The sequence below is a fragment of the Mucilaginibacter calamicampi genome (assembly GCF_042676765.1).
In the GTDB taxonomy this organism is placed as follows: Bacteria; Bacteroidota; Bacteroidia; order Sphingobacteriales; family Sphingobacteriaceae; genus Mucilaginibacter; species Mucilaginibacter calamicampi.
The window spans coordinates 312,324-337,189 of record NZ_JBHTHU010000021.1 but is presented as its reverse complement, the minus strand read 5'-3'; the positions used below and the strand labels follow the sequence as shown (position 1 = coordinate 337,189).

General features: G+C 40.8%; 21 protein-coding genes. 5 read left to right on the top strand and 16 right to left on the bottom strand.

Features of this window, described 5'->3' with window-relative positions; translation table 11 throughout:
• Positions 1–13: 13 nt before the first annotated feature.
• The 4 genes from ACFQZS_RS17200 to ACFQZS_RS17185 are packed head-to-tail and all read right to left on the bottom strand — an operon-like array spanning position 14 to position 2,145.
• Positions 14–415, bottom strand: a complete 402-nt coding sequence (locus ACFQZS_RS17200) for a DUF5655 domain-containing protein (RefSeq protein ID WP_377102199.1) — start codon at positions 413–415, stop codon at positions 14–16.
• Between the two features lie 4 nt (positions 416–419).
• Positions 420–608 carry a hypothetical protein gene (locus tag ACFQZS_RS17195; RefSeq protein ID WP_377102198.1) on the bottom strand — a complete coding sequence of 63 codons (189 nt, stop codon included), beginning with the start codon at positions 606–608 and terminating at the stop codon, positions 420–422.
• Positions 608–1,903 carry a L,D-transpeptidase family protein gene (locus ACFQZS_RS17190; RefSeq protein ID WP_377102197.1) on the bottom strand — a complete coding sequence of 432 codons (1,296 nt, stop codon included), beginning with the start codon at positions 1,901–1,903 and terminating at the stop codon, positions 608–610. The genes ACFQZS_RS17195 and ACFQZS_RS17190 overlap by 1 nt, the downstream gene beginning before the upstream one ends.
• 35 nt (positions 1,904–1,938) lie before the next feature.
• Complete coding sequence (locus ACFQZS_RS17185) at positions 1,939–2,145, bottom strand: DUF3606 domain-containing protein (protein WP_377102196.1); 207 nt, start codon at positions 2,143–2,145, stop codon at positions 1,939–1,941.
• 266 nt (positions 2,146–2,411) lie between these two features.
• Here ACFQZS_RS17185 and ACFQZS_RS17180 point away from each other — a divergent pair, with 266 nt between their 5' ends.
• Entirely contained in the window at positions 2,412–3,851 is a 1,440-nt protein-coding gene (locus ACFQZS_RS17180) for a TolC family protein (RefSeq protein WP_377102195.1), read from the top strand.
• A 26-nt stretch (positions 3,852–3,877) separates the two neighbouring features.
• Here ACFQZS_RS17180 and ACFQZS_RS17175 read toward each other — a convergent pair whose 3' ends face one another.
• The 6 genes from ACFQZS_RS17175 to ACFQZS_RS17150 all read right to left on the bottom strand — a co-directional run bounded on the left by ACFQZS_RS17175 (position 3,878) and on the right by ACFQZS_RS17150 (position 8,847).
• Entirely contained in the window at positions 3,878–6,319 is a 2,442-nt protein-coding gene (locus tag ACFQZS_RS17175; RefSeq protein WP_377102194.1) for a peptidase domain-containing ABC transporter, read from the bottom strand.
• 1 nt (position 6,320) lies between these two features.
• Positions 6,321–7,526, bottom strand: a complete 1,206-nt coding sequence (locus tag ACFQZS_RS17170; protein WP_377102193.1) for an HlyD family secretion protein — start codon at positions 7,524–7,526, stop codon at positions 6,321–6,323.
• A gap of 101 nt (positions 7,527–7,627) precedes the next feature.
• Positions 7,628–7,858 (bottom strand): hypothetical protein, encoded by a 231-nt coding sequence (locus ACFQZS_RS17165; RefSeq protein WP_377102192.1) that lies wholly within the window; start codon positions 7,856–7,858, stop codon positions 7,628–7,630.
• A 90-nt stretch (positions 7,859–7,948) separates the two neighbouring features.
• Complete coding sequence (locus ACFQZS_RS17160; protein WP_377102191.1) at positions 7,949–8,179, bottom strand: hypothetical protein; 231 nt, start codon at positions 8,177–8,179, stop codon at positions 7,949–7,951.
• A 74-nt stretch (positions 8,180–8,253) separates the two neighbouring features.
• Complete coding sequence (locus ACFQZS_RS17155; protein WP_377102190.1) at positions 8,254–8,484, bottom strand: hypothetical protein; 231 nt, start codon at positions 8,482–8,484, stop codon at positions 8,254–8,256.
• A 117-nt stretch (positions 8,485–8,601) separates the two neighbouring features.
• Positions 8,602–8,847 (bottom strand): hypothetical protein, encoded by a 246-nt coding sequence (locus ACFQZS_RS17150; protein WP_377102189.1) that lies wholly within the window; start codon positions 8,845–8,847, stop codon positions 8,602–8,604.
• Positions 8,848–9,127: 280 nt separating this feature from the next.
• Between ACFQZS_RS17150 and ACFQZS_RS17145 the strand changes: the two genes are divergently transcribed.
• Positions 9,128–9,397: a helix-turn-helix domain-containing protein gene (locus tag ACFQZS_RS17145; RefSeq protein ID WP_377102188.1), complete on the top strand. Its 270-nt coding sequence runs from the start codon at positions 9,128–9,130 to the stop codon at positions 9,395–9,397.
• 121 nt (positions 9,398–9,518) lie between these two features.
• Here the strand turns inward: ACFQZS_RS17145 and ACFQZS_RS17140 are convergent, their stop codons facing one another.
• Positions 9,519–9,776: a helix-turn-helix domain-containing protein gene (locus tag ACFQZS_RS17140; protein WP_377102187.1), complete on the bottom strand. Its 258-nt coding sequence runs from the start codon at positions 9,774–9,776 to the stop codon at positions 9,519–9,521.
• Positions 9,777–10,109: 333 nt separating this feature from the next.
• Here ACFQZS_RS17140 and ACFQZS_RS17135 point away from each other — a divergent pair, with 333 nt between their 5' ends.
• Positions 10,110–11,411: a DUF6538 domain-containing protein gene (locus tag ACFQZS_RS17135; protein ID WP_377102186.1), complete on the top strand. Its 1,302-nt coding sequence runs from the start codon at positions 10,110–10,112 to the stop codon at positions 11,409–11,411.
• 140 nt (positions 11,412–11,551) lie between these two features.
• On the opposite strand, the gene ACFQZS_RS17130 is transcribed toward ACFQZS_RS17135, so the two are convergent.
• The 5 genes from ACFQZS_RS17130 to ACFQZS_RS17110 all read right to left on the bottom strand — a co-directional run bounded on the left by ACFQZS_RS17130 (position 11,552) and on the right by ACFQZS_RS17110 (position 20,319).
• Positions 11,552–11,878: a DUF4907 domain-containing protein gene (locus ACFQZS_RS17130; RefSeq protein WP_377102185.1), complete on the bottom strand. Its 327-nt coding sequence runs from the start codon at positions 11,876–11,878 to the stop codon at positions 11,552–11,554.
• Between the two features lie 3 nt (positions 11,879–11,881).
• Positions 11,882–13,891, bottom strand: coding sequence for an IPT/TIG domain-containing protein (locus tag ACFQZS_RS17125; protein WP_377102184.1), 2,010 nt, complete (start codon positions 13,889–13,891; stop codon positions 11,882–11,884).
• A 21-nt stretch (positions 13,892–13,912) separates the two neighbouring features.
• Positions 13,913–14,605: a recombinase family protein gene (locus ACFQZS_RS17120; RefSeq protein WP_377102183.1), complete on the bottom strand. Its 693-nt coding sequence runs from the start codon at positions 14,603–14,605 to the stop codon at positions 13,913–13,915.
• Between the two features lie 235 nt (positions 14,606–14,840).
• Entirely contained in the window at positions 14,841–18,971 is a 4,131-nt protein-coding gene (locus ACFQZS_RS17115; protein WP_377102182.1) for an NACHT domain-containing protein, read from the bottom strand.
• Positions 18,972–19,020: 49 nt separating this feature from the next.
• Positions 19,021–20,319, bottom strand: coding sequence for a tyrosine-type recombinase/integrase (locus ACFQZS_RS17110; RefSeq protein ID WP_377102181.1), 1,299 nt, complete (start codon positions 20,317–20,319; stop codon positions 19,021–19,023).
• A 396-nt stretch (positions 20,320–20,715) separates the two neighbouring features.
• Between ACFQZS_RS17110 and ACFQZS_RS17105 the strand changes: the two genes are divergently transcribed.
• Positions 20,716–23,139, top strand: a complete 2,424-nt coding sequence (locus ACFQZS_RS17105) for a glycoside hydrolase family 95 protein (RefSeq protein ID WP_377102180.1) — start codon at positions 20,716–20,718, stop codon at positions 23,137–23,139.
• 120 nt (positions 23,140–23,259) lie between these two features.
• Positions 23,260–24,558, top strand: a complete 1,299-nt coding sequence (locus ACFQZS_RS17100; protein WP_377102179.1) for a DEAD/DEAH box helicase — start codon at positions 23,260–23,262, stop codon at positions 24,556–24,558.
• Positions 24,559–24,866 lie beyond the last annotated feature (308 nt).

Genomic DNA, 24,866 nt, shown 5'->3' with positions numbered 1-24,866 from the left:
AATAGCAATTATTCTATTGGAGATCGTAAGATTCCCGGATATAAACAAATAAACTCGGCTTGACATCATCTGCCGAACTAATGCGAATATGGTTTTCGAATTTTTTGCCGGACGCAACGCTTTTAAGGACAGGCTTTTCGGGATGCGCTATTGCTGAATAAAACTTTAGGTCCAACTCTTTTTTCATAGGCCGAAGGATCAAAAAGCCCACCCTTCTTGTAAAGACAATACAATTTGGGGTAACTCCGACCAGTACCTTTGGCCAATCCGCTACCTCTGCCAGTATTTTATCAAAAGCCAGCACCAACTCGGTTGATCGCTCTTCAAACAGACTGTCCAGGCTTACCCGCGCACAATAATGCCGGTATTCCTTCCACGGCAGTTCCCGGTCACAATTGGGACAAGTCCAGCTCATGTCGTTATCTGTTTTTACGCCTTGCCTTTTTCAATTGGTGATCTTGCATCTTTAATGCCCTGGCGGTCAGTTTTGCTTCCTCGGCAAGTTCGACGACTGACCGTTCGGTTTTACTTACCGCATCAGGGTGCGCCATAAAATCATCGAATGAAATATCGCTTAAAACGTATTCAGTTTTTGATTTTCTTTTCATTATTTGTTCATGATTGGTGCCGGGTAGCCTTTTCCACCCAAAGCCGCAATAGCCACGACACGTTCTTTATCACCCTTGATCTTCGAAGTTACTTTGCCTTGCTTAGAACGGGCGATCTTACTTGCAGCCACTCCATCCTTTCCACCTTCCCCATTTTCTGCGATTGGATTTCCTTTAGGGTCGGTATTCATTTCATTTAAAGCTGCATCCAGACCTGCTTTTTCTTGGGTATTCAACTGCTCGTAATTAATGCCATATACCGCCAGCACAGCTTTGGCATTTTCCGGTGTATTGGTTCCGCGTTCGTAAACATCCCGGTAAATATGCAGACTGTCGCCTTGGGCAACGATGGTTTCATAACGCAGGTCTACCGGTACGGGATTCGTTAACCTGATCGACTTTGTTTTGGTCTGTTTGATCAAAGCAGCGATCTCGGTCTCGCTTTCCTGAGCGCCACCAATTCTAATCAATAAAGGGGCAAAGTCCTTTACCTGGCTGTTCATTAAGCCCACGCAACCATGCGAAGCAAAATTCCCAATTTTTTCTTCCGGCTTACCACCATGAATTAGCGACGGCAATCCGATCGGAATTTTAATCACACCTAATGGATTATCTTCGTCAGCACCCGACACCTTACGGCCCGGCGCGAATTTGCCACGCACCCAAGGCTCATCAGGCGGTATCCAACTCGGTCTGAAAATGATGGTGTCCGCTCGGCGCATACCAGTAGGCAACGGAAACTCAGGATAACCGATACCTACTTTATAGCTTTTCAGCAGTTTACCGTCCTGGAATACATCCATACGAAATGCCGGTGCGTTTACTACTATACGAGTGTCTTTCGGAACAAAATTGGGTTGAGTCGGTGCCAGACCATCCAAGCCTTGACTGTATCGACTGTTAATAAGACTGAGCAATTGCTGCGCTTTATCAGCACCAATTATCTCGTTAATTCTTTCTTCGTATTGTTGCGTGGCTGTACGTAAAGAGCCACTATTTGTTGAACCGTCTTCCGTCAAATCTTCCACTGAAGCGTGTGCCGCCGATTTTAATTTTGCGATCTGTGCCGCAGTCAAATTCAACTGAGATTTTAGCGAAGCGGAAAAATCTTTTTCAAAAAACAGGGCATCCAGTATAGGTAAGGTCAATGCCGTTTGGGTCGGTGTTTGCCTTTCAACCGTCACTGTATCCTTTTTAGTCTCTTGCTTTTCAGTTACTTCCTTTTTTTCCTGAGGCTCGTTACATGCTGCTAATAAACCTGTCCCCAGAAACAATATGGCGATATATTTTTTCATTCCCTTTAAACAGCCGGAAGCAAATATTGTTGGACTTAAGTTAAAGGCGGATATTTTGCATCTAGATCCTTAGTATTTAAAAACTCCCTAACCTTCTCTACTGATTTACCAACCGCTTCTACCGCCTCTTCCAAATCTTCTTTGCTAGCGTTGAGCTCTTTCTTCCAGTATTTTACTTCGTACTCTTCTTTCAAGTTAATTGTTTTGCTATCAGGTGCCCCTGTTTTCAAAGTATTATCCATGCTATTACCCGTTTAATTGTCTACTGTAAGAACACCCGCTAATATTAAAAGTTTTAATACGACTAAACCATAATGGCATTACATTTTTTATGTGTAAGTCTCAAATAAGATCGCTCCGATATTGTTTTAAAACGCGATACATTTTCTTATTCGCTTCAGTTGTAACTATATCAATCACTTTATAAACAAAAGCATTGTAACCAAAGTTATTTTTTCACCAGCGGCTTTATCACGTAAGCACATTTAACTTTTTACAACAAGCTGCTATGATTACAACTATACTGCAACCTTATATCCGAAAGACGGGATTATTAGGATTTTTTATTTTATACGGAACCATAAGTTCTTATTCGCAACAAAAAATCACCCTCAAACAGGCTATTGATAGCACTATTCAAAATAATGTGCAGATCAGGATAGCACAGTTTGATGCTGATTATGATAAAGAAAATCTCAAACTCGCTAAAAACGCTTTGTATCCTACTTTAAATGGTAGTGTTGCAGGGTTCAGGCTATATGGCCGTAGTCTCGACCCTACCACAAATGAGTTTGCTGATGCTGCCGTTAACCTGGCACAAGGAAACTTATTTGCCAGTGTAACGCTTTTTCAGGGGTTTCAAAAACTCAATGCCATTAAGCAAAATAAGTATCTGTTAGAAGCTAACCTCAACAATGTAAAAAAGATCAAAAATGATCTGACACTTACTGTATTGACTACTTATCTGCAATTACTCAGCAATCGCGATCTGTTAAAGGCATCCAAAAGGCAGTTGACGATAGCCCAGCAAGAATTAGAGCGGCAGCAAAAGTTTTTTAAAGTAGGCCAAAAAACACTGGCTGATCTATCCCAGGCGCAGGCACAGTTAGCAAATTCAGAATCAAACGTGGTTAATGCTCAGAACGAAATTGAACGTGCGACATTAATCCTGGCGCAACTAATGGAACGCCGCTCGCCGGAAGCTTACGAGATAGTTGAGCCAAATGCAAAAGAGTCGGTGGAATTAAATACAGGAGTAAACTCTGAAGAGATCTACTTAAAAAGTTTAGAGCAGTATCCTGACATACTATTGGCCATAAATAAACGGCAGGCATCAGAGAAGGCAGTTGCTATAGCGCGTGGCACAGCATACCCAACTTTGTCCTTCGGCGCTGGTTTAAGCACCAGTTATTCTGATAACTTACGCAATGCAGTAACTACGCAAATTACAGGGGCGGTTCCGATAGGTATAGTTCAAAACACTAATGCTACGGTTGTGGCCCCAACATTTCTTACGCAAAGCGTTGCCTTTGGAGAGCAAATTAAAAGAAATTTTAATCAGGTAATAGGCTTTACAATGGTTATCCCGCTTATAAACGGTTCTTCATCGCGCATTGGCATTCGCAAAGCAAAGATCCGCTATCAAACCGCATTGGCCGAGGAAGAGCTTGCTAAATTAAATTTAAGCAAAGTAGTTTCAGAAGCGGTGTGGGACGTGCAGGCAACAAATAAGAAGTACAAGGCCAATCAGGTGAAATATAAAGCAGCTGCTGACGCTTTTAAAGTTATTCAGCAACGATATAGTGTTGGGTTGGCAGATAGCCAAGATCTGAATATAGCGTTAACCAGCGTTAATATAGCTGAGTTTACCATGATCCAATCCAAATACGATGTTATATTCAAAAACAAACTGATTGATTATTACCTGGGAAATCAGATATCCTTTTAATCAAAAAAGGACTTAAAAGAAGCCGACTAAACTTTAGTCGGCTTTTTTGGTGATTGTTTTTTCTGCGATGACGATTCTTTACTTGGATCATTGTCAGATGGTTGCTTTTTATCCTTTGATGTTTGCTTCCCAATCATTGCTTTACCTTTTTCTACTACGGATTTCTCTGGCGGGAATTGCTTTTGCCACATGTTAAAGTACTGGCCTTTTTGTTCCATCAGGTCGTTATGATTACCTTCTTCAATTAGCGTACCTGTGCGGAAGACGGCTATTTTATCGGCATTCATTATTGTGCTTAAACGGTGAGCAATTATAATAATGGTTTTTTGCTGTTCTCTTAACAAAGCGATAGCGTTTTGAACGTGCTGTTCAGATTCAGAGTCAAGCGATGAAGTTGCTTCATCTAATATCAATATTTCAGGGTTACGGTAAAGCGCCCTGGCGATAGCCAAACGCTGGCGTTGCCCGCCAGAAAGGTTAGTTCCGTTCTCGCCAAGGAAAGTATCAAAGCCATTCGGCAGGCGCTCAATAAAATCTGTTATTTCCAGATCATGGCAAATTTTCAGCACACGTTTTATATCAGGCTCAGCATAGCCTACTGCTATGTTCTCGGTTACGTTTCCGGCAAACAGGTGTACATCCTGAGGCACTACACCAACCATATTACGCAAACTTTCATTGGTGATGTATTTAATATCATACTCACCAATAAAAATTGAACCAGACATCAACGGATAAATATTTTGCATTAACGATAACAGAGTTGTTTTACCTGATCCGCTTTCGCCTACAATAGCAGTAATTTTTCCTTTTGGAATTTTGAGGTTCATCCCTTCAAAAACCGTGGCGCGGGTACCATACCTAAAATGCACATCCTTAAATCTTATCTCGCCTATCATGTCCGGCGTCAACTCTGTCCGGTTCGCGTTTGGCTCCTGCTCCATATCCATTATCTCAAACAAACGATCGGCAGCAATACGTGCATCTTGAAGGGTTTTATTCATACCTATCAAGCTGGCAACTGGGCCCATGAAATAGCCAATTATGGAATAAAACGATAACAACTCGCCGGGAGTGATGATCTTATCCAGTACAAAAGTTGATCCTGTCCACAGCAAAATTACGGTGAATGAGCTTGACACAAACGAACTCATGTTGCCCACCAATAAGCTGTTGGTAGCCGATTTAAAAACCGTTTTTAACATGGTGATGAACCTTGTTTCAGTTTTAAAGTTGGCAAAATCCTCAAGCCCGAAGCGTTTAATGGTAGGTATGGCATTTACAGACTCTACTAATTGGGTTTGCAGGTCTGCAGCGTTTTCCATCAGTTTGCGTTGAGTTTCGCGGTTCAACCTGTCTGATATTTTATATATCAAGGCAAATAGGGGCACTATAACCAACATTATCAACGCGAGTTTCCAGTAGTAGGTAAACATCAGCATGAACGAGAAAAGCAGTATGAACACGTTTACCGCGAACATTACCAACACCTCGTTGATAAACGACCTGATCTTTACCGCATCGTTGATCCTTGATATAATTTCGCCCACACGCATGCTATCAAAAAAAGATTGCGGTAAGCGTAACAAGTGCTTGTAGTAACCTAAAATCAAACGCGCATCAATTTGCTGCCCGGTTTTTAAAGTGATGAGTGTACGGGAATAGTTGATGAATATTTGCAATACAATTATAACCACCATGGTTATGCCCATCAAATTAAGCAGGTTGCGGTTATCTTCAGGCAGTACATTATCAATAATTTTTTGCAGGAATATGGCGGTTGATAAACCCAGTACAGTGTATATTATTGCACCCAGCAAAACCTGCAACAGCATGGCTTTATGTGGTTTTAACAGATAAAAGAACCTTTTTTCAACCGATATTTTTTTATCACCGGCTACAAAATCATTATTCGGGGCTAATAATAACAAAACACCTGTCCATATTTTTTTAAAATCATCATGCGGTAGCTGATGCATGCGGCCATCGCCCGGGTCCATAACTTCTATGTAGTCTTTAGTAACGCTGTATATTACTACGTAATGCTGCAAGTGATTATTTAAAACTACGTGAGCAATGGTTGGCACAGGTATTTCAAACAGGTTATCAAAATCACCTTTTACACCTTTTGCAGAAAAACCTAACTTATCGCAGGCTTCTATCAACCCGAGTATGTTGGTCCCTTTTTTATCAGTTGATGCATACTGCCTTATTAATGCAATAGGCATATTTAATTTATAAAAGGCCGATACCGAAGCCAAACATGCCGCGCCGCAGTCCATTATGTCGTGCTGGCGTATTTGTATGCGCTCCTGTAATTCCCTTTGTGCAGTTGACGCTTTCCACTTGATGTACAAAGGGTGAGCGTGTATTTTCTCAGCAAGTGGCTGCAACCACGCAGCAAGTTTGTTTTTAGCCTTTGTGTACAGCGCTACTGTCTTGTCAAAAATTTCGTCGAAAGTTGCCATACTATAATTGTGCGGTGGTTTTGGTTTTGTCTTTATCTAATTGTGCCGGGTTAAGCCAATCATTAGTTTTATCATACATTAACTGGAACAATGTGCGTCGGGTAACATAAAAATTAGCCTGTAGTGTCATCCCTTTTTTTAATCGCCCTACATAGCCATTTTTTAACTTCAGCGAATTGTTATCCAGTTTGCATCGTACTTTAAAATAGGGTTGCTGCCCTTCATTGGTAAAAATATCATTGGATACAGTCAACACTTTACCGGTTACCAAACCCCATTGATTGTAATTAAAAGCATCAACCTGAAAATTTACCTTTATGCCGGTGTTAATTAAACCAACATCCTTTGGTAACACATACACTTCGGCAATCAATCCTGTTTCGGGGGATATTTCTGCTATAATTTCATTGGCAGCAATCACACTGCCCGCCTGTACACCTTTAAGGTTTTGTACGGTTCCGCTTACAGGCGCTCTAAGCGTATAATAATCCATTTGCTCTTTAATGGATTCGCCCTCTGACACCAAACTGCGCATCCGGGTTTTTAACGTATTTAATTCGGCCTGCCATCGTGCTCCCTGTTCATCGTAGATCAATTGTAAAGCACTTTTAGCATTCTGATAGATCAGATGCTGAGCGTCGTACTCGGCAGCTGAAACTGCCCTTGCGCGATACAGGTAGCTATATCTGTTGTCGTTGCGTGTGGCTACTACTAATGTTGCTTTTGCATCTCGTGCCCTTTGCTGCAGTAATACATACTGTTGGCTATAAAGCTCAGATGTTAACTCGGGTGATTGATCCCATTTTTGCGTTTTTGCTATTTCAGCCAATATGTCCAAATCGGCCCGCTGTGCTAAAAACTCGCTTTGCTGGCTTTTGGCAGCAATGTCTTGCTGACTGATGGCAGCATCACTTAACTTTACCAATATCTGCCCTTTAACTACATGCGCGTTTTCTGCAAGCCCAATTGAATCAATACGGCCGGATACAAGGGCCTTAACTTCATTATGTTCGGTAGATGATTTGATAGTGCCGAGGCTTTTAACATTAATGTTGATCTTGATAAAAAACATGGAGAATATGGCCACAATAACAAAGCCCAATACTATTTTATAAATAATGTTGGTTTTGGGGTTATTCTGATTAAAATGATATTCGGCAGTTTGCGAGAGAAATTCTGCCGGAAATATTTTGTCGTTTTCGTCCATGATAAATACCTGATGTTAAATAGCAAAATCAGCTAAACTGTTTTACAAAAAATGGGACAGCAAATACTCTCCCATTTTTATTTTATAATATAGGTATCAGCCTATTGGGTGCCGTTGCCGTAAACGTTTAAATTTACGTCCACATCCTTGCCTGCTTCTACCTTGTAGCTTTTTGAGCTGTCGCCCTGCTGCCAGTTAAATTCTATTGATAATAATGAGTCTGTACTACTGCTCATATTAATGGATGCGCTATTAGTGGTGCCGCCATTAATTTCGGTCGATTCCGCAGCATCCAGCTGACGGAGATTCTGTTTTTTATTTTTGACTGCCATAGCATTGTATTAAATATTGTTAACCAAATAAGGGGACAGCAAGACCATCCCCTTATTTTGAAATCTTATTTGAGCCGCTAACGGCTTTGATTATGATTTGCTTGAATCGCCACGTAGGATACCGCCCAGATCACCGCCAATATCGTTACCTAATGACAGGTCTGATGAGCTTGATTCGTCGCCGTCCTGGCTTGAATTTGATAATGAAGCTAAATTGCCTATACCCAGGTTACCGGTTAATCCTGATACGCCTGATGAATTTGAATCGCTACCGCCGTTTGTCGCCTCGATTTCCTCTTGGCTTAATTTTTTTGGTTCCATGATGTTTTTTATTTATAGTATAGATGTTTGCCTACTCTGTTAAGGATTTTCGGCGTGGTCCTGTAATTATAAAATTAGTCGTTGCTTAAACCTTTGTTTAAGATACCGCCCAGGTCAGCATTGATGCCGTTACCTAATGAAGTGCTTGTTGAGCTAGACTCGTCGCCATCCTGGCTTGAGCTTGATAATGAAGCTAAGTTGCCAATACCTACTGCACCGGCTAATCCACTTTGTGTGTTACTTGATGATGACGATCCGCCGTTAGTTTCTTCTAACTCTTTTGCGGTTAATTTTTTAGTTTTCATAATTTATTTTTATAGATGTTTAACATTGCCTACTCTTTTCGTGGGTTTTCGGCATTCCCCGTTGGTTGCTTAAATAAACAGGAGCGGTTAAACCGCTCCTGTCTTTGTGATAAAATTTTAATTACTGCTTGAAAGCTGGTTTAATATACCGCCCAAACTGGCTGTAATGCCATTTCCTAATGAGAAGGAAGAGGCGCTACTTTCGTCACCATCCCGGCTTGCACTTTGGAATGATAATAAATTACCAACTCCTAAATTTCCAATTAATCCACTTTCGCTACTTGATGAAGAATCATTACCTCCAAAAATAGATCCGCCGTTTACTTCCTGTAACTCAGCGTTGTTCAATTCTTGCATTTTCATGGTTTCTCTAATTAAAATTTTGCCTACTCTGTTGTAAGGTTTTCGGCGATCCCTTGTGACAGTACATAAACTAACACCATGCCAACAACCTCAAAATGATCAATTTGAACAACAACCGGCAGGAATACCATATTACTGAGAGGTGTGAAATAAATTATAACAAAACGTTAAGTTTAGATGTTATTTCGCGCACGGTTCATTTATATTAGAAGCTAAAAACCCTTTATTTATTTTTTTCGTAGTTAATAAAACATCGCATGGAGAAATTATAATAATTAAAATGACAGAGGCAGTGTTAAAAAAAGTGTTTTCAAACATCCGGACGATCAGAGAATTCCGGAATTATTCACAAGAATATTTGGCTCTGAAACTAGGCATTTCTCAAAATGCCTACAGTAAGATCGAATTAGGATACACTAACATATCACTATCAAGAGTAATGGCCATCGCCGTTATTTTAGAAGTGAGCCTGGCAGATATCGTTGAACTGGATGTTGCAACGTTGGAGAAAATACCAGCACAAAAACTCGCTTTGATAGTATCTACGTGAGGACCACGGACAAAGTATTCAGCTTATTCAGCAAAAAAATATTTAGCGTTACGTTGATCAATAGGTTTAAATAGCGAAATGGATAAAGGTTTTTCGCTCTAATTTACACTAAGTAGTAAACCTACATTTGATCGTTTTGTGTTTTGTAACGTCGCTTCGGTAACTTCTTATCTGTTTTTCTCATTAGCAGCGCTGGTTCTACATTCAATGTGTAAGAAATAGAAAAGAGCTGTTCAAGTGTTAGCTTCGTCTTGCCCAATTCAAGCTTGCTGTAAGCATTCTGACCTACTCCAAGTGTGTAACCCATATACTCTTGGGTATACCGGCGCGATTCTCTGTACTTACGAATATTTTCGATTACGTGTAAAGTTAAAGACATAGGTTTTTCTAATCTGATGAGCAAAAATACTGCCGATATATTTTGTTCTTGCTTAATGTCTATCCTTCAATTAGAGTAACAAAAGGAAACGAGATACTAGTTGCGATACAACAAATCAAAACTGTCTATTGAATTTCTAATGTTTTCAACCACGTAAGGTTTTAAAACTAGGGATAGCCGCTTCTTGCTCGAGGAGCCATTTTAATGGATGTTAAAACAGTAAACAACGATCTTAATCGTTGATTTTCCAATAAAATGCCGACCACCGACGTTACAGTCGCGTAGTATCCCGCAAGTTTCAAAATCTTGCGATACAAAAAGGGATACTTGTCTGTGCTAAACGTCGTTTGCCGCAACCAGGTTTGGTATTTTCACCGCCGGGTTCCAACTGAATTTAAGGCGTATGATTCTCGTAGGTTTGTCAGATCTTCCTTAAAAACCCGCTGTAAGAAAGAAGCGATAAGACTTGCCGGCCTCGAAAATACAAAGCTCATAGAATATTGGAAAAGTCTTAAGGCTACAGGCCAATTTGAAGCACATGAGGCATTTGTACAGGCGAATAAACGCGCATCGTTGTTAGGGTTTCAATATCTTGATAAACTCGAGCTTCTGTCTGGAACAGTTGAACAACTGATTCAGCGGGTCCTTTTTTTGGCCGATCAAAAACTTAATAAACATCATGTGGAAGCTTTATTGGGAACGGTTGCAGAACCGCAAATTATGCTTGCTGATCTGTTTCCCAAATTTCTTGATTTGACAAAAGAAGAAAAAATCAAGAAGTGTGAAAGACAATACAGGAGATGGAAAAACCCTCGCCTGAACGCCATAAACTCGTTCATTAATCTTATAGGCAATAAAGCCGTTCAAGACGTTACGCGCCAGGATTTCCTTACTTACAAAAATTGGTGGATAGACCGCATCAGCGGTGAGAAAAAAGTCAAAACCGGAACTGCTAACAAAAGCATAAGTCAGGTTAAATCGATCATAGAAACCGTTTGTGATAATCTCAATATTAAACAAGAAAAGCAGTACTTATTCTCGAAATTGATGTTTGAAGACGATTACGAGCCGCGTCTGCCTTACACATCTGACTTCATCGTTAATACCCTTCTGAATGATGAAAAAATGGCGGGTTTATCTGATCATTTCAAAAAAATGATCCAAGTCTTTGCCGAAACAGGTGTTCATGTAGATGAACAAATTGGCATCTTACCGGAAGATATTTCCATCGATCATAAGATACCGCATATAAGGATCGTGTCGCGTGATAAAGATAAATTGAAGAACAAGCATCGTTCCCGCGTAATGCCACTTGTAGGATTTGCTTTAGATGCGTTTAAAGCATATCCCAAGGGATTTTCTCACATAGTAAAAAACTCTGACAGTGCAAGTTCTGCAATTGGAAAATTCTTGCGTGAGAACAACTTACAACCCTCACCGCGACATAGTCCTTATTCACTGAGGCATAGTTTTCAGGATCGTCTCACTAATGCCGATTGTCCGGATCGCATCCAAACGGATTTGATGGGCCACGCTTTTAAAGGCCGAACCAAATATGGCACCGGTGCAACTTTGGAACATAGCTTCGCCTGGATGAAAAAAATTCAGTTGAAAAAAGAAGAAGCCGACAAATAGTCAAATACCCATTACGTCATATTTCGGGAATATGATCCGCAATATGGTTTATGGGATTATCAAAAATTCAGGCTCTTTGCTGTTTCGGCACCAATCCTTACGCGATAAACATTGAAATTTACAGTCTGCCAATTCAACTATCACAGTTCAATATTTAAACTGTCAAGTTCTCGTTGAGAAACGCTGGGCGGCATGATCGCCTTTTCCAACTTCGATATAATCAAATTAGCAACGTCCTGCGCATTTGCTCTTGTCCTGAATCCGCTACGTCCTAGAACACCTGGAATCATTGGTTGATGAATGATCATTTTAGTATCGAGGTATATGTCATAGCCATAGCCGGTTGAATCAACCAGATAGATTTTCGCAGTGTAGCGGCTTAACTGGTCATTACCACTCTCTCTCGATTGGCAGCTACCAAGCAATGATGATAAACTGCAAGCAAATAAAAAATAATAAGTCTTCATTCTTTACGGTTTATAGGCCCATAAATCTTTGTAAACCACACCATAGTTTGATGATCCGCCACCTAAACCGAAATAGCCAATATCGCCAAGCGCAAATCCAACTCCAAAGGTTCGAGCATCCCCACCAAAATCAGCAATTTGTTGCCAGCTATTTGATGCAGGATTATAGCAGAATACTTTCTTTGTCGTTGTAGAGCCTTTAAAACCCAGCCCGATATATGCTTTGCCGCCTACTGCGAAACTAGAATTGCCGATTAAGTAATCATACCCAGTGATCGCGGCCTTTGCAGTCCATGTATTATTTGAGTAATCATACATATACAGGTCGTTTATGTTACCGCCTCCAACATACGCTTTATCACTGATTACAAAAGAGTAAGGTGCGTATCGAGTGGTCGGAATCGACGCTACTTTTAGCCAGCTATTAATTGCCGGCGTATATTGGTAAACGTCGCTCATCATTGTATTGCCGTTTAACCCAGTAGCGATGTATCCTTTATTATCAACTGTGAATGCTGTGGCATGTGCACGTGCGGTTGCCGGTAAATCTGCTTTCCTTGTCCATGTATTTAATGAAGAGTCGTACTCCCAAAAATCTTTTGTCACTGCTACCGCGTTGTCTTCCCCTGTACCTACATAGCCTTTGCTGCCTATAGCAAATGCTGTAGCGAATACGCGCCCACCTCCAGCATAACTTGCAACCTGTGTCCATGCGTCGTATTTCTGGTCATACTCCCACATATCTGATTCAGCGTGGTCATCAAACGGCGCATTGGTCGTTCCCATACCAATGTATGCCTTTTTGCCAATCACGAACGCAATGGCTCCCTGCCTACCTGGAATTATGGGCATTTCTGGCCGCACCGTCCATGTACCCGAGGGAACGGCGGGCAGCGGAGTTGCGATCATAAATGAAGATGCGCTGGTGCCGGTGCCGTAACCGTCTCGAGTGACCTTTATTTTGCCGGTTCTGGCGTCGTCAGGGATTTTCACATAGATGTAGCTGCCGGACACTCTATAAGGATGAACTGGTGTAGCAGAACCAAAGAACAGAACAGTGATCTTCGCTTTGTCTACGTTATCGAAATCACCATTTATTAAAACGGTCTCTCCTAGCCGTGCAGAGGTCTGCTTAATTTGGTAAACACCCGTGATCGGCAAAATGATAATGTCAGTTTTACTTTCCGCTGTTTCCAGATAATAGTTGCTGTAAACTTTAATTTTTCCGGTTGTTGCCTTTGACGGCACCACTACCTGTAATTCTTTGTCAGTGTATTTAAATGGGTGTACCATGTCGGCACCATTGAAATATATCCGGTGATTTGCAAGGTCGGTGCCGAATGTCCCTTTAAGTATTACGGTATCTCCTAATGTTGCGGTTGTCGGATAAAACTCGGCAATAACGACTTGCGGGACCTTAAGTGTGAATGTCCCTGTCGAAGACAGATAAGAACTCCCATTTACCGCAACTTTTATATTTCCGGATGCAGCATCTGCCGGAACAACCACAGTTATTTGGGTTGCCGAAATTGTTTGCGGGTGTACATCGACAGATGCGCCAAACTTGATAGAAACCAGATCTTTGCTTGTTCCAAAGCCGGTGCCTGTGATCGTCACGTTTTCACCCACCTTTGCGGAAGTTGGTGAAAATGCAGAAATCGTATGCCTGGGGGTAGTGGCATCTGTAAGAGTAAATTGTTGGCTACTGGTTGCAGCATTGCCTTTAGAGGTTACTTGTATATACCCTGATTTTGCATCTGGAGGTATGTTAATCCAAATCTCAGTATCAGTAACAGAATTCGGCTTGGCATTTGCTGAACTCCCGATATTAACGAAAACCGCATTAATATCGGTCCCGAAATTTGTACCGGATATCTTGATTGTTTCACCGACCTGCGCGTCCATTGGCGAAAAACTGCTAATCATTGGAGGTTGGGCAGGTTGTGGTTTTTCACTCTTTTTGCAACCGAGCATGCAAAGCATACACATGGTTATTAGTACAAGTTTTCTCATTTCGTAAATATTGAGGCACAACTACGCGGTGTGCGGGTAGTGAATGATTGTGTTTTTCTTTAGCCTGTTAATAAGTGTCGCGACTGTGCTTGGATGCCATTTGCCGACTCCGCGGAAAGTCGGCACTCTCTTTTTATTTAATGCTTTGGAAATTTGCCTTACAGTCTTGATACCTCTGCATCTTAATTGTCTAATCAGCGGATCCAGCTTGTAAGCAAAATCGATTGCCGCCCTTTTATTAGTTTCTGCGAGGGCTTTACCGTTTTTTCCAAGCTTCATTCCCCTTTTCTTGGCAGCACATAACGCCTCCTTGGTTGTATCGCTAATCCGTTGCCTTTGTTCCTGGGCAACAGCTGCCAGAATATGAATGGTAAAGCGGTCCGCATGGGGATTATCTACTACTTTAATTTCAACCTTCGATTTTACGATTCCGGCGATCTCTTCAACATCCCTGCCAAGTCGGTCAAGCTTAGCAACGATTAACGTTGCTTTTTTTTGCGTACACAGATCAAGTGCCTTGAATAGCCCCTTACGGTGTTTGCGCGTAGACCGTACTTCGACAATTTCCGCGAGAATTGCAAAATCATTTTCCTTGCAGTACTGTTTTACTGCGGTCTGCTGTGCTTCCAATCCTAATCCACTTCTACCTTGCTTGCATGTGGAAACCCGGTAATACGCGATTGCATGCTTCATCTTGTCCCATTTTCTGTTCATAAGTAAACGATCGTTTATATTTGAACAGAAAAGGGTTAAAAAGCGCTTAGCTCGGAATGGAAGTGCCTGAAATTGAAGGGTCGGGGAAGGGGATTTTGAGGGTGAAATATCTTTTTTGTTCGTGAGTTAATGATCGTTTACTCATGAACAAATTTTTGGAGCTATTTATTTATGTAGTCGCTAAATTTCCTTTGCTTATTACTATTGTTTAGCAGTTAAGCTTATAACATGAAAACTAAGCGTTATTGACATGTTCAAATAGCGTTCTAATGTAGGAATTGGTGTGATTTGTGTTATTAATTTGCCTAAATCTTTCACTCATCTGTTCGGCATGCCACAATAAGTGCCCCGAATTTTCCGGGTAAGTTTTTGATAATTTGTCTGCGGATGATTCCATAAATGATACCACTAAGTTTAAATCAGATTCGCTTTTTGAGGCAAATCCACTTAATATCTCCAACATTAAATTTCTGGGTGAGTGATGAAAACGAATTGTTTCAGTTTCTTCATCAAGTAATAAATACATCAGTGGACTTAGCTGTTTTAATCCCCATTGTGTATCTACGTTCCAGTATGACACTTTACCTTGAATATCAAATGGTGCGGCCTTACCAGCTTTAAATTGACCGATAAGGAAAAAAAAGCCCTGTTTATTCCCCAAATTCGATAGCCACTGCGCAGCTTCAATCTTTCGAGCAAAATCGGTATCAGGTGAATTCAAACATTCGCACAACCTCTTTATTACGATATCGGGATATACTTGTGCCAGCAGTTTTATCATGAACATGAATAAATAATCGTTCAGTTCCGTAATACTTTCAAAAATTGGCAATAACTCGGAGTGTTCACCCCCTAACAAGATATATAAGGACATGTAATCGTCTAGGTGGTTAGTATAACACTTCTTATTTTTGATAGCATCCAAAATGTACGGCAGCGATTCCAGGATTGTTAGTTCTCTACAAATTTCAAACTGTGTTCCTATTGCTCTATAATCCACCAACCCGCTTTCAAGATTTTGTAATACTTTATGTTTGAGCAGTTGAGGTTTATGAGCAAAATGTTTTATTAGCAGCGCATTCACCGACGTGCCCCTGTTGATCTCTGCATGACGAATTCCACCGTAATTTTCTACATTGATCCTAGAAAACTCTAAGATTATTTCATCGTTAGTCGGCCATCGATATTCGGCCCATATTTTCATCAACTGGCCAGCCTGATAAAGTAAATGCTCTGAGCTTACTGTATTAATTTCAGTGAACGGAAATTCCACTATTTCTCCATCATAATAGTTTTTTAGCATCTCCTCTATCGCTTCCGGATAATAACGTTTTAGATATCCTTTAAGGAGTTGCCCACCTCTCCACCCTTTGAAATATATATCATCATCCACTGCTTGCAGGCAAACTTCAAGCGACACTACCTTCTCTTCGGCCTGTAGGCTTACAAACTGAGTTAAATAACTAGACGCAATCTTGTTCTTTAGATTGTCTTCATCAAATCTCTTATATAGTGCATCTGTTTTAATTATGGTTCTTCCGGCAATTTTAAATAATCGCATAATTCCTTCCCGGAAATTTGTTCTAGAACTAATAAAATGAAGATCATTTTTACGCTTACGTTCTTCTGCTTTTTGCCATGCATTGGCATTGGGGTTTGGGATTTCAAAAAAATTAAAAGCTTGCTCTCCTAATTTTTCGAGTTCTAAAGCCTCGTCAGAACGCCCACTGTAATAAAGCCCGTTACAAAAAATCTTGAAATCAGCACGGTCGATATATCCTTCTTCTACTGCATACAATAAGTCGCTAAAACAGGATGAATTCAACGAACGAGAGAAAGCATACGCCTGGAGTCCGTTTTTATCTGCGGTAAGTAAAGCAATTTTCAGGCCGAACGCATGAGTTTGTGTCAAGGTTAAAAAGCCAGACATTTCATTTGGATCTCTATCATAATGAAGCCGTCCAGTATTAATCAGATACCTGACAACAGGAAAAATTATTAAGGGATCACTTTTATAAATCTCTGCACAAACCTCGGTTAGAGATTGATAAAATTGTTTTGTTCCATCCTTATCGTCTCGGAATTGCCGTCGAAATAATTCGCCTTGCGTAAAATCTAATAATTGAGTAATAACACTACGCTTACGAGAGGTAAGTAAAAGGTCAAGTAGCCTTTTTTCTGAACCAAAGTGCGATGTGTGAGAATTGTATCGTTCAAGTGGTTCAAATCCGTTCAACAATAATTCATAATACTGGTCAATCAGTTTATGCGTCGCAAGAAATTGGTAAAGGCCTTGCCTAAACTGGTGTGAGGTTTTGAGGAGAGGATTTTTTAATAGTATACCCAAAAAATCTTCATCTCCGTGCTTATAAAATGCCACGGCCTCAAGTAATAAACGTCCCAAATCCGCATTGCTCATATCAACTAATAGCTCCTTCGCAACTGCGGTGTAGCGATCCGCTTGGCTGGATGCTAAATGTAAGTGCCGTAAAACACGGCACGCTACAATTTTCGCAATCATCACGCTATTACTTCTTAAAACCCCGAGCAATTCATCTACCACCAAATCTTGATTTCCAGCGAAACTTGCCAAGTCTGACTCATCAATTGCCACCAATCGCGCCTGATATTTTATGGTTCTATGTAATATTTTTTGTAATACTTCTAATCGAAACGCCTGACTAAATTTACTCCCTTCACTTAATGCAAGTAATTCTATATTATCCGCCTCAATGACATCTACAATTCTGTTTCGGTGAACATTCGTTTCAGATAGTAGAGACAAATAAGTAGCCAACGTTTGTATCCACTTTCTACTTACCTTTTTTATTCTATCTCCTACAGTAACCAAATCTATCACAGTAGATCCATCTAATTTGAGTAATGCCAAAGCTGCCAATTGCTCCTGAAACAACGCATTTATAAACGACCATTGTTCGCTTTTTATGTTTAAAATTGAGCTATGGGTCAATAAGTCGATATCTTCCTGTGAAAAAAATTGTTGCAAGTCTTCTTCGTTGCAGGCATTTAAACCTCTTATTTGTAACAATAATGCCAATTGTTGCAACGCATTTCTATACTTCACCCGGAATCTCTCGAGGCTTAAGCCCATTCTTAGCTTGCGGGTGGACGAAATTTGTAAGGATTCGTCTACAAAACGATCAGCGATAGCCATCTTATTTTTCGGCATTTGTATCTTAGCGTCGCTGAACCATTTGGTTAAATTGATTAGATAAAACGGTATACCAAGCAAATCTGCAATACCCAGCCCATTCATTTCAGCATAAAAGTCAAGTGCCCTTTGCCGCCCACCTAAACGCGGTTCCATGTAATCGAAGATCTGACGCATATGCAACTCAGCAAGTTCAAATGAGTCAAAGCTGCTTAACTCGGTATCAAGATTTTGATACCTGTAAAAAATTTTTCGACACGATAGGGCTAAACGGATCGCTGGGTGCTTTTTTTGAAAATCACGAATGTTGCCCGTAACCGTATGGAATTGTTCTGCTGGAACTTCATCTAAGCCATCTATTAAAAGTATTAGGTTCTTGGCCGGAATTTCCATCCATGTGCCGAAATTCGTATCCAATAGGTTTGCGATTGGTACTACGGAACAAAATTTCAAATCTAACAGTAATGCTCTTAGACCTAAATCAAGGCTATTCAACTCCCAAGCTGTTTGTTTAAAGAGACTGCTTTTACCTTCATAAGCTTCACCAATCACACAGATTCCCTTTTCTAAAGGCGCAGAAAGTAAATCTGTTAAAGTTATAGTTGTATGCGGTGAATCATTACCGTGCCACTTGTCTTCAGTGGTAACTTCATTAAATTTTTGAATATCCCTTCCAATAAATTCAGGTATTGGTGTAATCTCAGGCATTTCGAATGAAGGCTGAAAACAATGATCTACTGCTTCCTTAATGCCAAAATATTTCTCCACTATCCGAAATTGCCACACCAAACGATCATTCAAACGTTCTCTATCCAAGACATCAAATGCAATTCCTTTTTGCTCTCGCAAAGTGATTTTTTGTTCTGATATCCAGGTCTGGATTTTTGTATTTTGAAGTAAAGTGGTAGTAGTTATTATAAATGCTTCACTCTTATCTGCAAACTCACCAGAAAGAAAAAACGACAGTGCTACCTTTAATTTTGATAGTGTAATATCTGTGTGCTTGCATTGTATACAAACATATTTACCTGTGGACTGCTCGAAATGGTAAAGGTCTATACCTGCTTGAAAATGACCTTGCCTAAGGTACTCCTCGATGGCCGAGTTACTGAGATCTTTCTGCAATAAAAATAAACTAACTTTTTGAAAATCTTCCCATTTCAGTTTTTTCCAAGTTAGTCCATTTTTATTCATCCAGTAAATATAGAGATTTTGAAGCCCAGCAGAATATCGCGACGCTAGGTTAATTTCCAATTACCGCATCCATTGCAGCATCTATTTTATCATGTGAAAAGGTTGATTGATATTTCATAGTCGTCAAAATACTTTCGTGACGGTACATTTTCTGAAGCACTTTCGGATGTATCTCCATTATTTCAGCCCGTTGAGCGAAAGAATGCCTGGCCTTATGTTGCGAAGCGTTTTTTGTGCTGCCAATCATCTCCATAATTTTTTTCATGGCTTTGTTAAGGCGGCTTACAGTAAAAGCGACCCTTCGGCGTAACTGAAATCTGTCGTCCAGTGTCGGCAAATCCATAAGGTATGGAAATATTAAACTATGCTTATTGAACTCTTTGTCGGTAGCGTATCTTTTGTACTGTTCAATAATAGAGATTGCTTTTGCCGGTACTTTAACAGAGCCATGTTCGCCATTTTTTGACATCTGATAATACAATCTCCCATTTTGAAAATCCGTCCATTTTAGCAGCAAACAATCGGTCACGCGCATACCAGCAAACATGTATTCAGTAAGCCAAATATTGCGCGCATCATTGTAAATTGGGGGTAGTTCAGAAAGGTCAACTGATTCCAAATTTTGAATCTCGGTTTCATCTAATCCAATTTTTGAGGATTCTGGTTTTTTGATTGATATTTTACCCTCACCACCGAAAGGATAATCATCTTTACTTGCCAGCTTGGCCGTGATTGCTCGATTATAAATTGTACGAACAATCATAAGGTGGTTGACAATTGTGTGCTCGCTTAACGGCTTACCAGGGATCGTTATGTCTTTCCCCTGCTTACGCACTTGTTTCAGAAAGATTTGATATCGCCGTAAAAAGTCCACGGTAACGTCAGGAAAAGTTAGCTTCTCGTTTTTGGCAAACTCGTAAAATCTGTTTAATCGCCCTCGGTCAGACAAATAAGCTTCGCGATTGCCACAAGCTTTTTGCTCTTCCAAATATTGATCTGCTACGGTATTAAAATAACTATGTATAGGCTCCGGAATTGGTTCATGGGCTTGTTTATAAGCATATTTGATCTCGGTTACGTGAGTTACAGTTTGATCTGTTTGAAGTTGAATGGCTTTGTCCCTAAGTTCGGAAAGTCTTTTGGTTAAGTAATTTGTTAGACGTGCTGCGTTGGGTACAGCCCTAGTATTTTTGATTTGTTGTTTCTTTGCGTCCCACAGATCCCGGCTTGGTAACGTGTGTCCTTCAAAGATGTAAGTTGGCTTACCATTATTTGAAATTTTAAAGCCAATTGGATAGTTACCGTCCTTATCGGCGCGGCTCCAGGTAACGATTTTGATAGTTGCCATTTTTAATTATTTTTGATGAAAAAATTTCTGTTTTCACCAAGGGCAAGATCGGAATTCTGTTAACGCTGTGTTAACGGTTTGGCCGTAATCACATGGTATCAGGTTGCATCACAAGACGCATTTTGAGGCAAAAAACAGCATATTATGGCTATTATAAGTCAAAATAATGCTTTATTTTCAAGCTCATAACCCGAAGGTCGTAGGTTCGAGTCCTGCTCCCGCTACCCAGTAAAGCCTCTGATGAAAATCAGGGGCTTTTTTTGTGGATTTGGATTTTTTGGAAAGCCACCAAGCAATTAGCCATAGGCATACAAAAACTGCCCTACTTCACTACGGTTTTGAGCAAGCGTGGGATGTTTTATATCAATTTCATTCTTAACTTAGCCTTATCCAATTATGAAAAAACTCCTTTCATCCGCCTACCTTATTATTTTTTGTCTTACGTCCACGCTTAGCTTTGGGCAAAGCCGTAACGTTCTTTGGTTTGATAAACCTGCCGAACATTTTGAAGAAGCAATTCTTCTTGGTAATGGTAAAACAGGCGCTACAGTGTTTGGAGGAGTAAGCACCGATCAGATTTATTTAAACGACGCCACTCTTTGGTCTGGCGAACCCGTAAAGGCAGATATAAATCCCGAAGCTTACAAGAATCTCCCTGGTATACGCGAAGCTTTATTTAAGGAAGATTACCGTCAGGCTGATCGTCTTAACAGAACCTTGCAAGGTAAATTCTCTGAATCATATATGCCACTTGGGACATTATCTATTAATTTCAAGCAGACAGGCGAAGTCGCGAACTATAAGCGGCAATTGGATATCAACAACGCTGTATCAAAACTAAGCTATGACCAGAACGGAACGCATTTCGCGCGTCAGTACTTCGTGTCAAATCCTGACAAAGTGATGGTTATAAAGATGACCGCAAGCCGTAAAGGTGCTTTAAGTTTTACAATATCCTTTAAAAGTCAGTTAAAGTATGTCACTGCTAAGGCAAACAAAACGCTGATTGTTAACGGTTACACGCCTTATCATGTCGCCCCCGATTATTGGCGTGAAATTGACCCCATTCGCTTTGATGAAAAAAGAGGCACAAGATTTTCTTCTGATATACGCGTAAAAAATAAAGGTGGCGTTGTGGCTGTCTCAGATACTTCTCTTATTGTAAGTAATGCAGATGAGGTGATACTATATGTTAGTACCGCTACCAGCTTTAACGGATTTGATAAAGACCCTGCCAAAAACGGGTTAGACAACAAAGCTATTGCCCAAAAGCAGTTGGATGATGCCGCCCTAAAAGATTACAGCATTCTTTATAAACGTCACGTTACAGACTACCAACGTTATTTTAAACGGGTTGATCTGGATCTGGATGGAGGTGCCGTAATAGATAAGCCTACGCCTGAACGTTTAAACGCTTACAGTACGGGAGCGGATGACAAGAACCTGGAAGCATTGTATTTTCAGTATGGCCGTTATCTCTTAATCTCAAGTTCCCGCATAAATGGGGTACCTGCTAACCTACAGGGCATATGGAATCCCTATATCAGACCACCATGGAGTTCTAATTATACAATGAATATCAATGTGGAAGAGAACTACTGGATGGCTGAATCTGCCAATCTATCAGAAATGCATATGCCTTTCTTGACTTTTATAGGCAATGTAGCAAAAACAGGCAAGAGTACTGCCAGCACGTTCTACGGTATTAATCGTGGTTGGGCATCAGCCCATAATTCAGACATATGGGCAACGAGCAATCCGGTTGGTGAGTTTGGTAAGGGCGAGCCCAATTGGGCTAACTGGAACATGAGCGGCGCGTGGGTTGTAACTCACTTATGGGATCATTATCAATACACCCGAGATAAAGCTTTTTTAAAAAGCTATGCTTATCCGTTAATGAAAGGTGCTGCTTTGTTCTGTTTAGACTGGCTGGTGAAAGATAAACAAGGTTTCCTTGTCACCGCACCGTCTACTTCTCCGGAGAATTCATTTAAAACGAATGATGGTGTAAAGGGTTCAACCTTATACGGTTCAACTGCCGATATGGCTATGATACGGGAGTGTTTTAAACAAACGATTGCTGCCTCAGAAGAACTGAAGATCGACTTGCCTTTTAGAGACAGTATAAAAGCAGCAATGAAGCAGCTTTACCCTTACCAGATAGGAAAGAAAGGGAATTTACAAGAGTGGTATTACGATTGGGAGGAACCTGATCCCAAACACAGGCATCAAACACATTTATATGGTTTATATCCCGGCCACCAGATAACGCGGGAAAAAACGCCCGATTTGGCAGCCGCAGCCGAAAAAACCCTACAGACAAGAGGAGATGAAACCACCGGATGGTCAAAGGGCTGGCGCATTAACTTGTGGGCAAGGTTAAAAGACGGCAACCATGCTTATAAAATGTTTCGCGAGTTGCTCAGGTTTGTACCACCTGATGGTGCTAAAAACATAAATTACACAGCGGGTGGAGGCACATACCCTAACTTGCTTGATGCACACCCTCCTTTTCAGATTGATGGTAACTTTGGTGGTGCTGCGGGCGTTGTGGAAATGTTGTTACAGAGCGATGGTGAACGTATTATGCTTTTACCCGCTTTGCCAGATGCATGGAAAAATGGAACGGTAAAAGGAGTGCGCGCACGGGGAGGGTTCGAGATAACGATGGTGTGGAAGAACGGAAGATTGCTGAAAACAGAACTACTGTCTAAAAACGGAGGGAATTGCGTATTAAATTACCAAGGGAAGGATCTAAACCTTTCCACCCGGCCTAACCATACATACAAGATTAACACCAACCTGCAAGTAATAAAATAAATTAGGCTTATTTCCTGGCGGGCTCTCGGCCCCATGATGAAAATCAGGGACTTTTTTTGTGGGTTTATGTGTAGGTTTGCTACCGCGAATTGCATAACTGTAATTTTTAAAACACAAGATATGGCGTGGTTAGATAAACTAAAGCTGAAAAAAAGTTTAGTACAAGCTTTGAACGAAGCAGGCTTTGCAGGCCCTAAAGAAATTCAGCAAAAAACATTGGCGCGTATTGCAGGCGGTCAGGATGTAATAGCTATTGGCCCCGAAGGTTGCGGCAAAACCACTACCTATATATTAGCCGCGCTCAATAAGTTTAACTACACGCCCGATGGTGTGCCCAAGGTTTTGATACTGGTACCTGATAAAGAAAAGGTAGAAGATGTTATTGCTAAGATCAATCAGCTTAACAAAAACACAAGCCTGTCTATAGTCGGGTTATATGCTACCCCCGGTACAGAAGCCCAGATGAATGCCATGGCGGATGGTGCCGATATTGTGGTAGCAACACCTGATAGGGCGCGTGCCATTTACCTTAAATTGGGCCTTGATGTAAATAAGATAGAACTGCTGGTTATTGACGATGCCGAAATGGTTGTTAAACAAGGCCTGCAACTACCCGTTACCGAACTGGCTGATAGCATACCCAAATGCCAGCACCTTGTTTTTACCGAAGTACTGCATGAGCGCTTAAACAAAATGATAGCGCCTTTTATGAAGCAACCGGCCACAGTTGAGGTGGAAGAAATTGGCGAGCCGCAGTTTGATATGCATCCGCAGATATTATATGTGCTGCCTAATTTTGGCACCAAAGTAAACCTGCTTAACCTGTTTATGCAGGATGAGGACCTGTTTACCAAGGTAGTGGTATTTGTAAACACCCGCCCTACTGCCGAGAAATTGTACAAAAGTCTGCAGGGCGGTAAAAGTACGGTGGCTTTGTTAAACCCCTGGTTTTTTGATATGGATGGCTTTACATCGCTGCATGATTTTAAAAATGCAGCTACCCGGGTACTTATTGTGGTAAACGATACAGAACAGCAGCTTGATGTGGCTGATGTCCCATTCCTCATCCATTTTGAATTACCCGTTGAAAAAGAAACCTACATCAACCGTGTAATTAATCATTTGCCTGATGTTGAAACTGATACCATGGCCATTACCTTCGCTACAGACCTTGAACTAAGCGCGGTTAAAAAAATTGAGCAGGCTACCGGTCAAAAAATGCCCCTGGCAGAATTGCCCCAGGAGCTGCTTATTGAAAAAGAACGCAGCGCCGATACTGCCGAAAAGAAAGCCGCCAAAGCTAAAGCAGATGATGTTGCTCCCGGAGCCGCATTTCATGAAAAGAAGGCAAGCAATGCCAAAAACTACAATTTAAAGGCCAGCGAGAAGGCTAAAATGAATAAGAAAAAGAAGCATTAGTATAGCGTTGCCTGCGCGGGCTATCCGCTTATACATCTGCGGGCCTTAACCACAAGCCGGTATACGCTCCTATCCGTAAAGCAAACTGTTCCTCGTTATCATAACCATATTAGCGCTTTATACCCAGATACATCGTTTGCGATAAGAAAGTATTTGACATAAGACGCGCTTTCAAACAAATATGGTAGTTTTGTTTAGCTGTGGTTATATGCGGTAAAATGCAATTGACAACACGCGCCCTATATTGATGCCGTTATACAAAATTTTTATTTTCTGATACAAAAGTGGTTAAGAAGTATTTTTTTAAC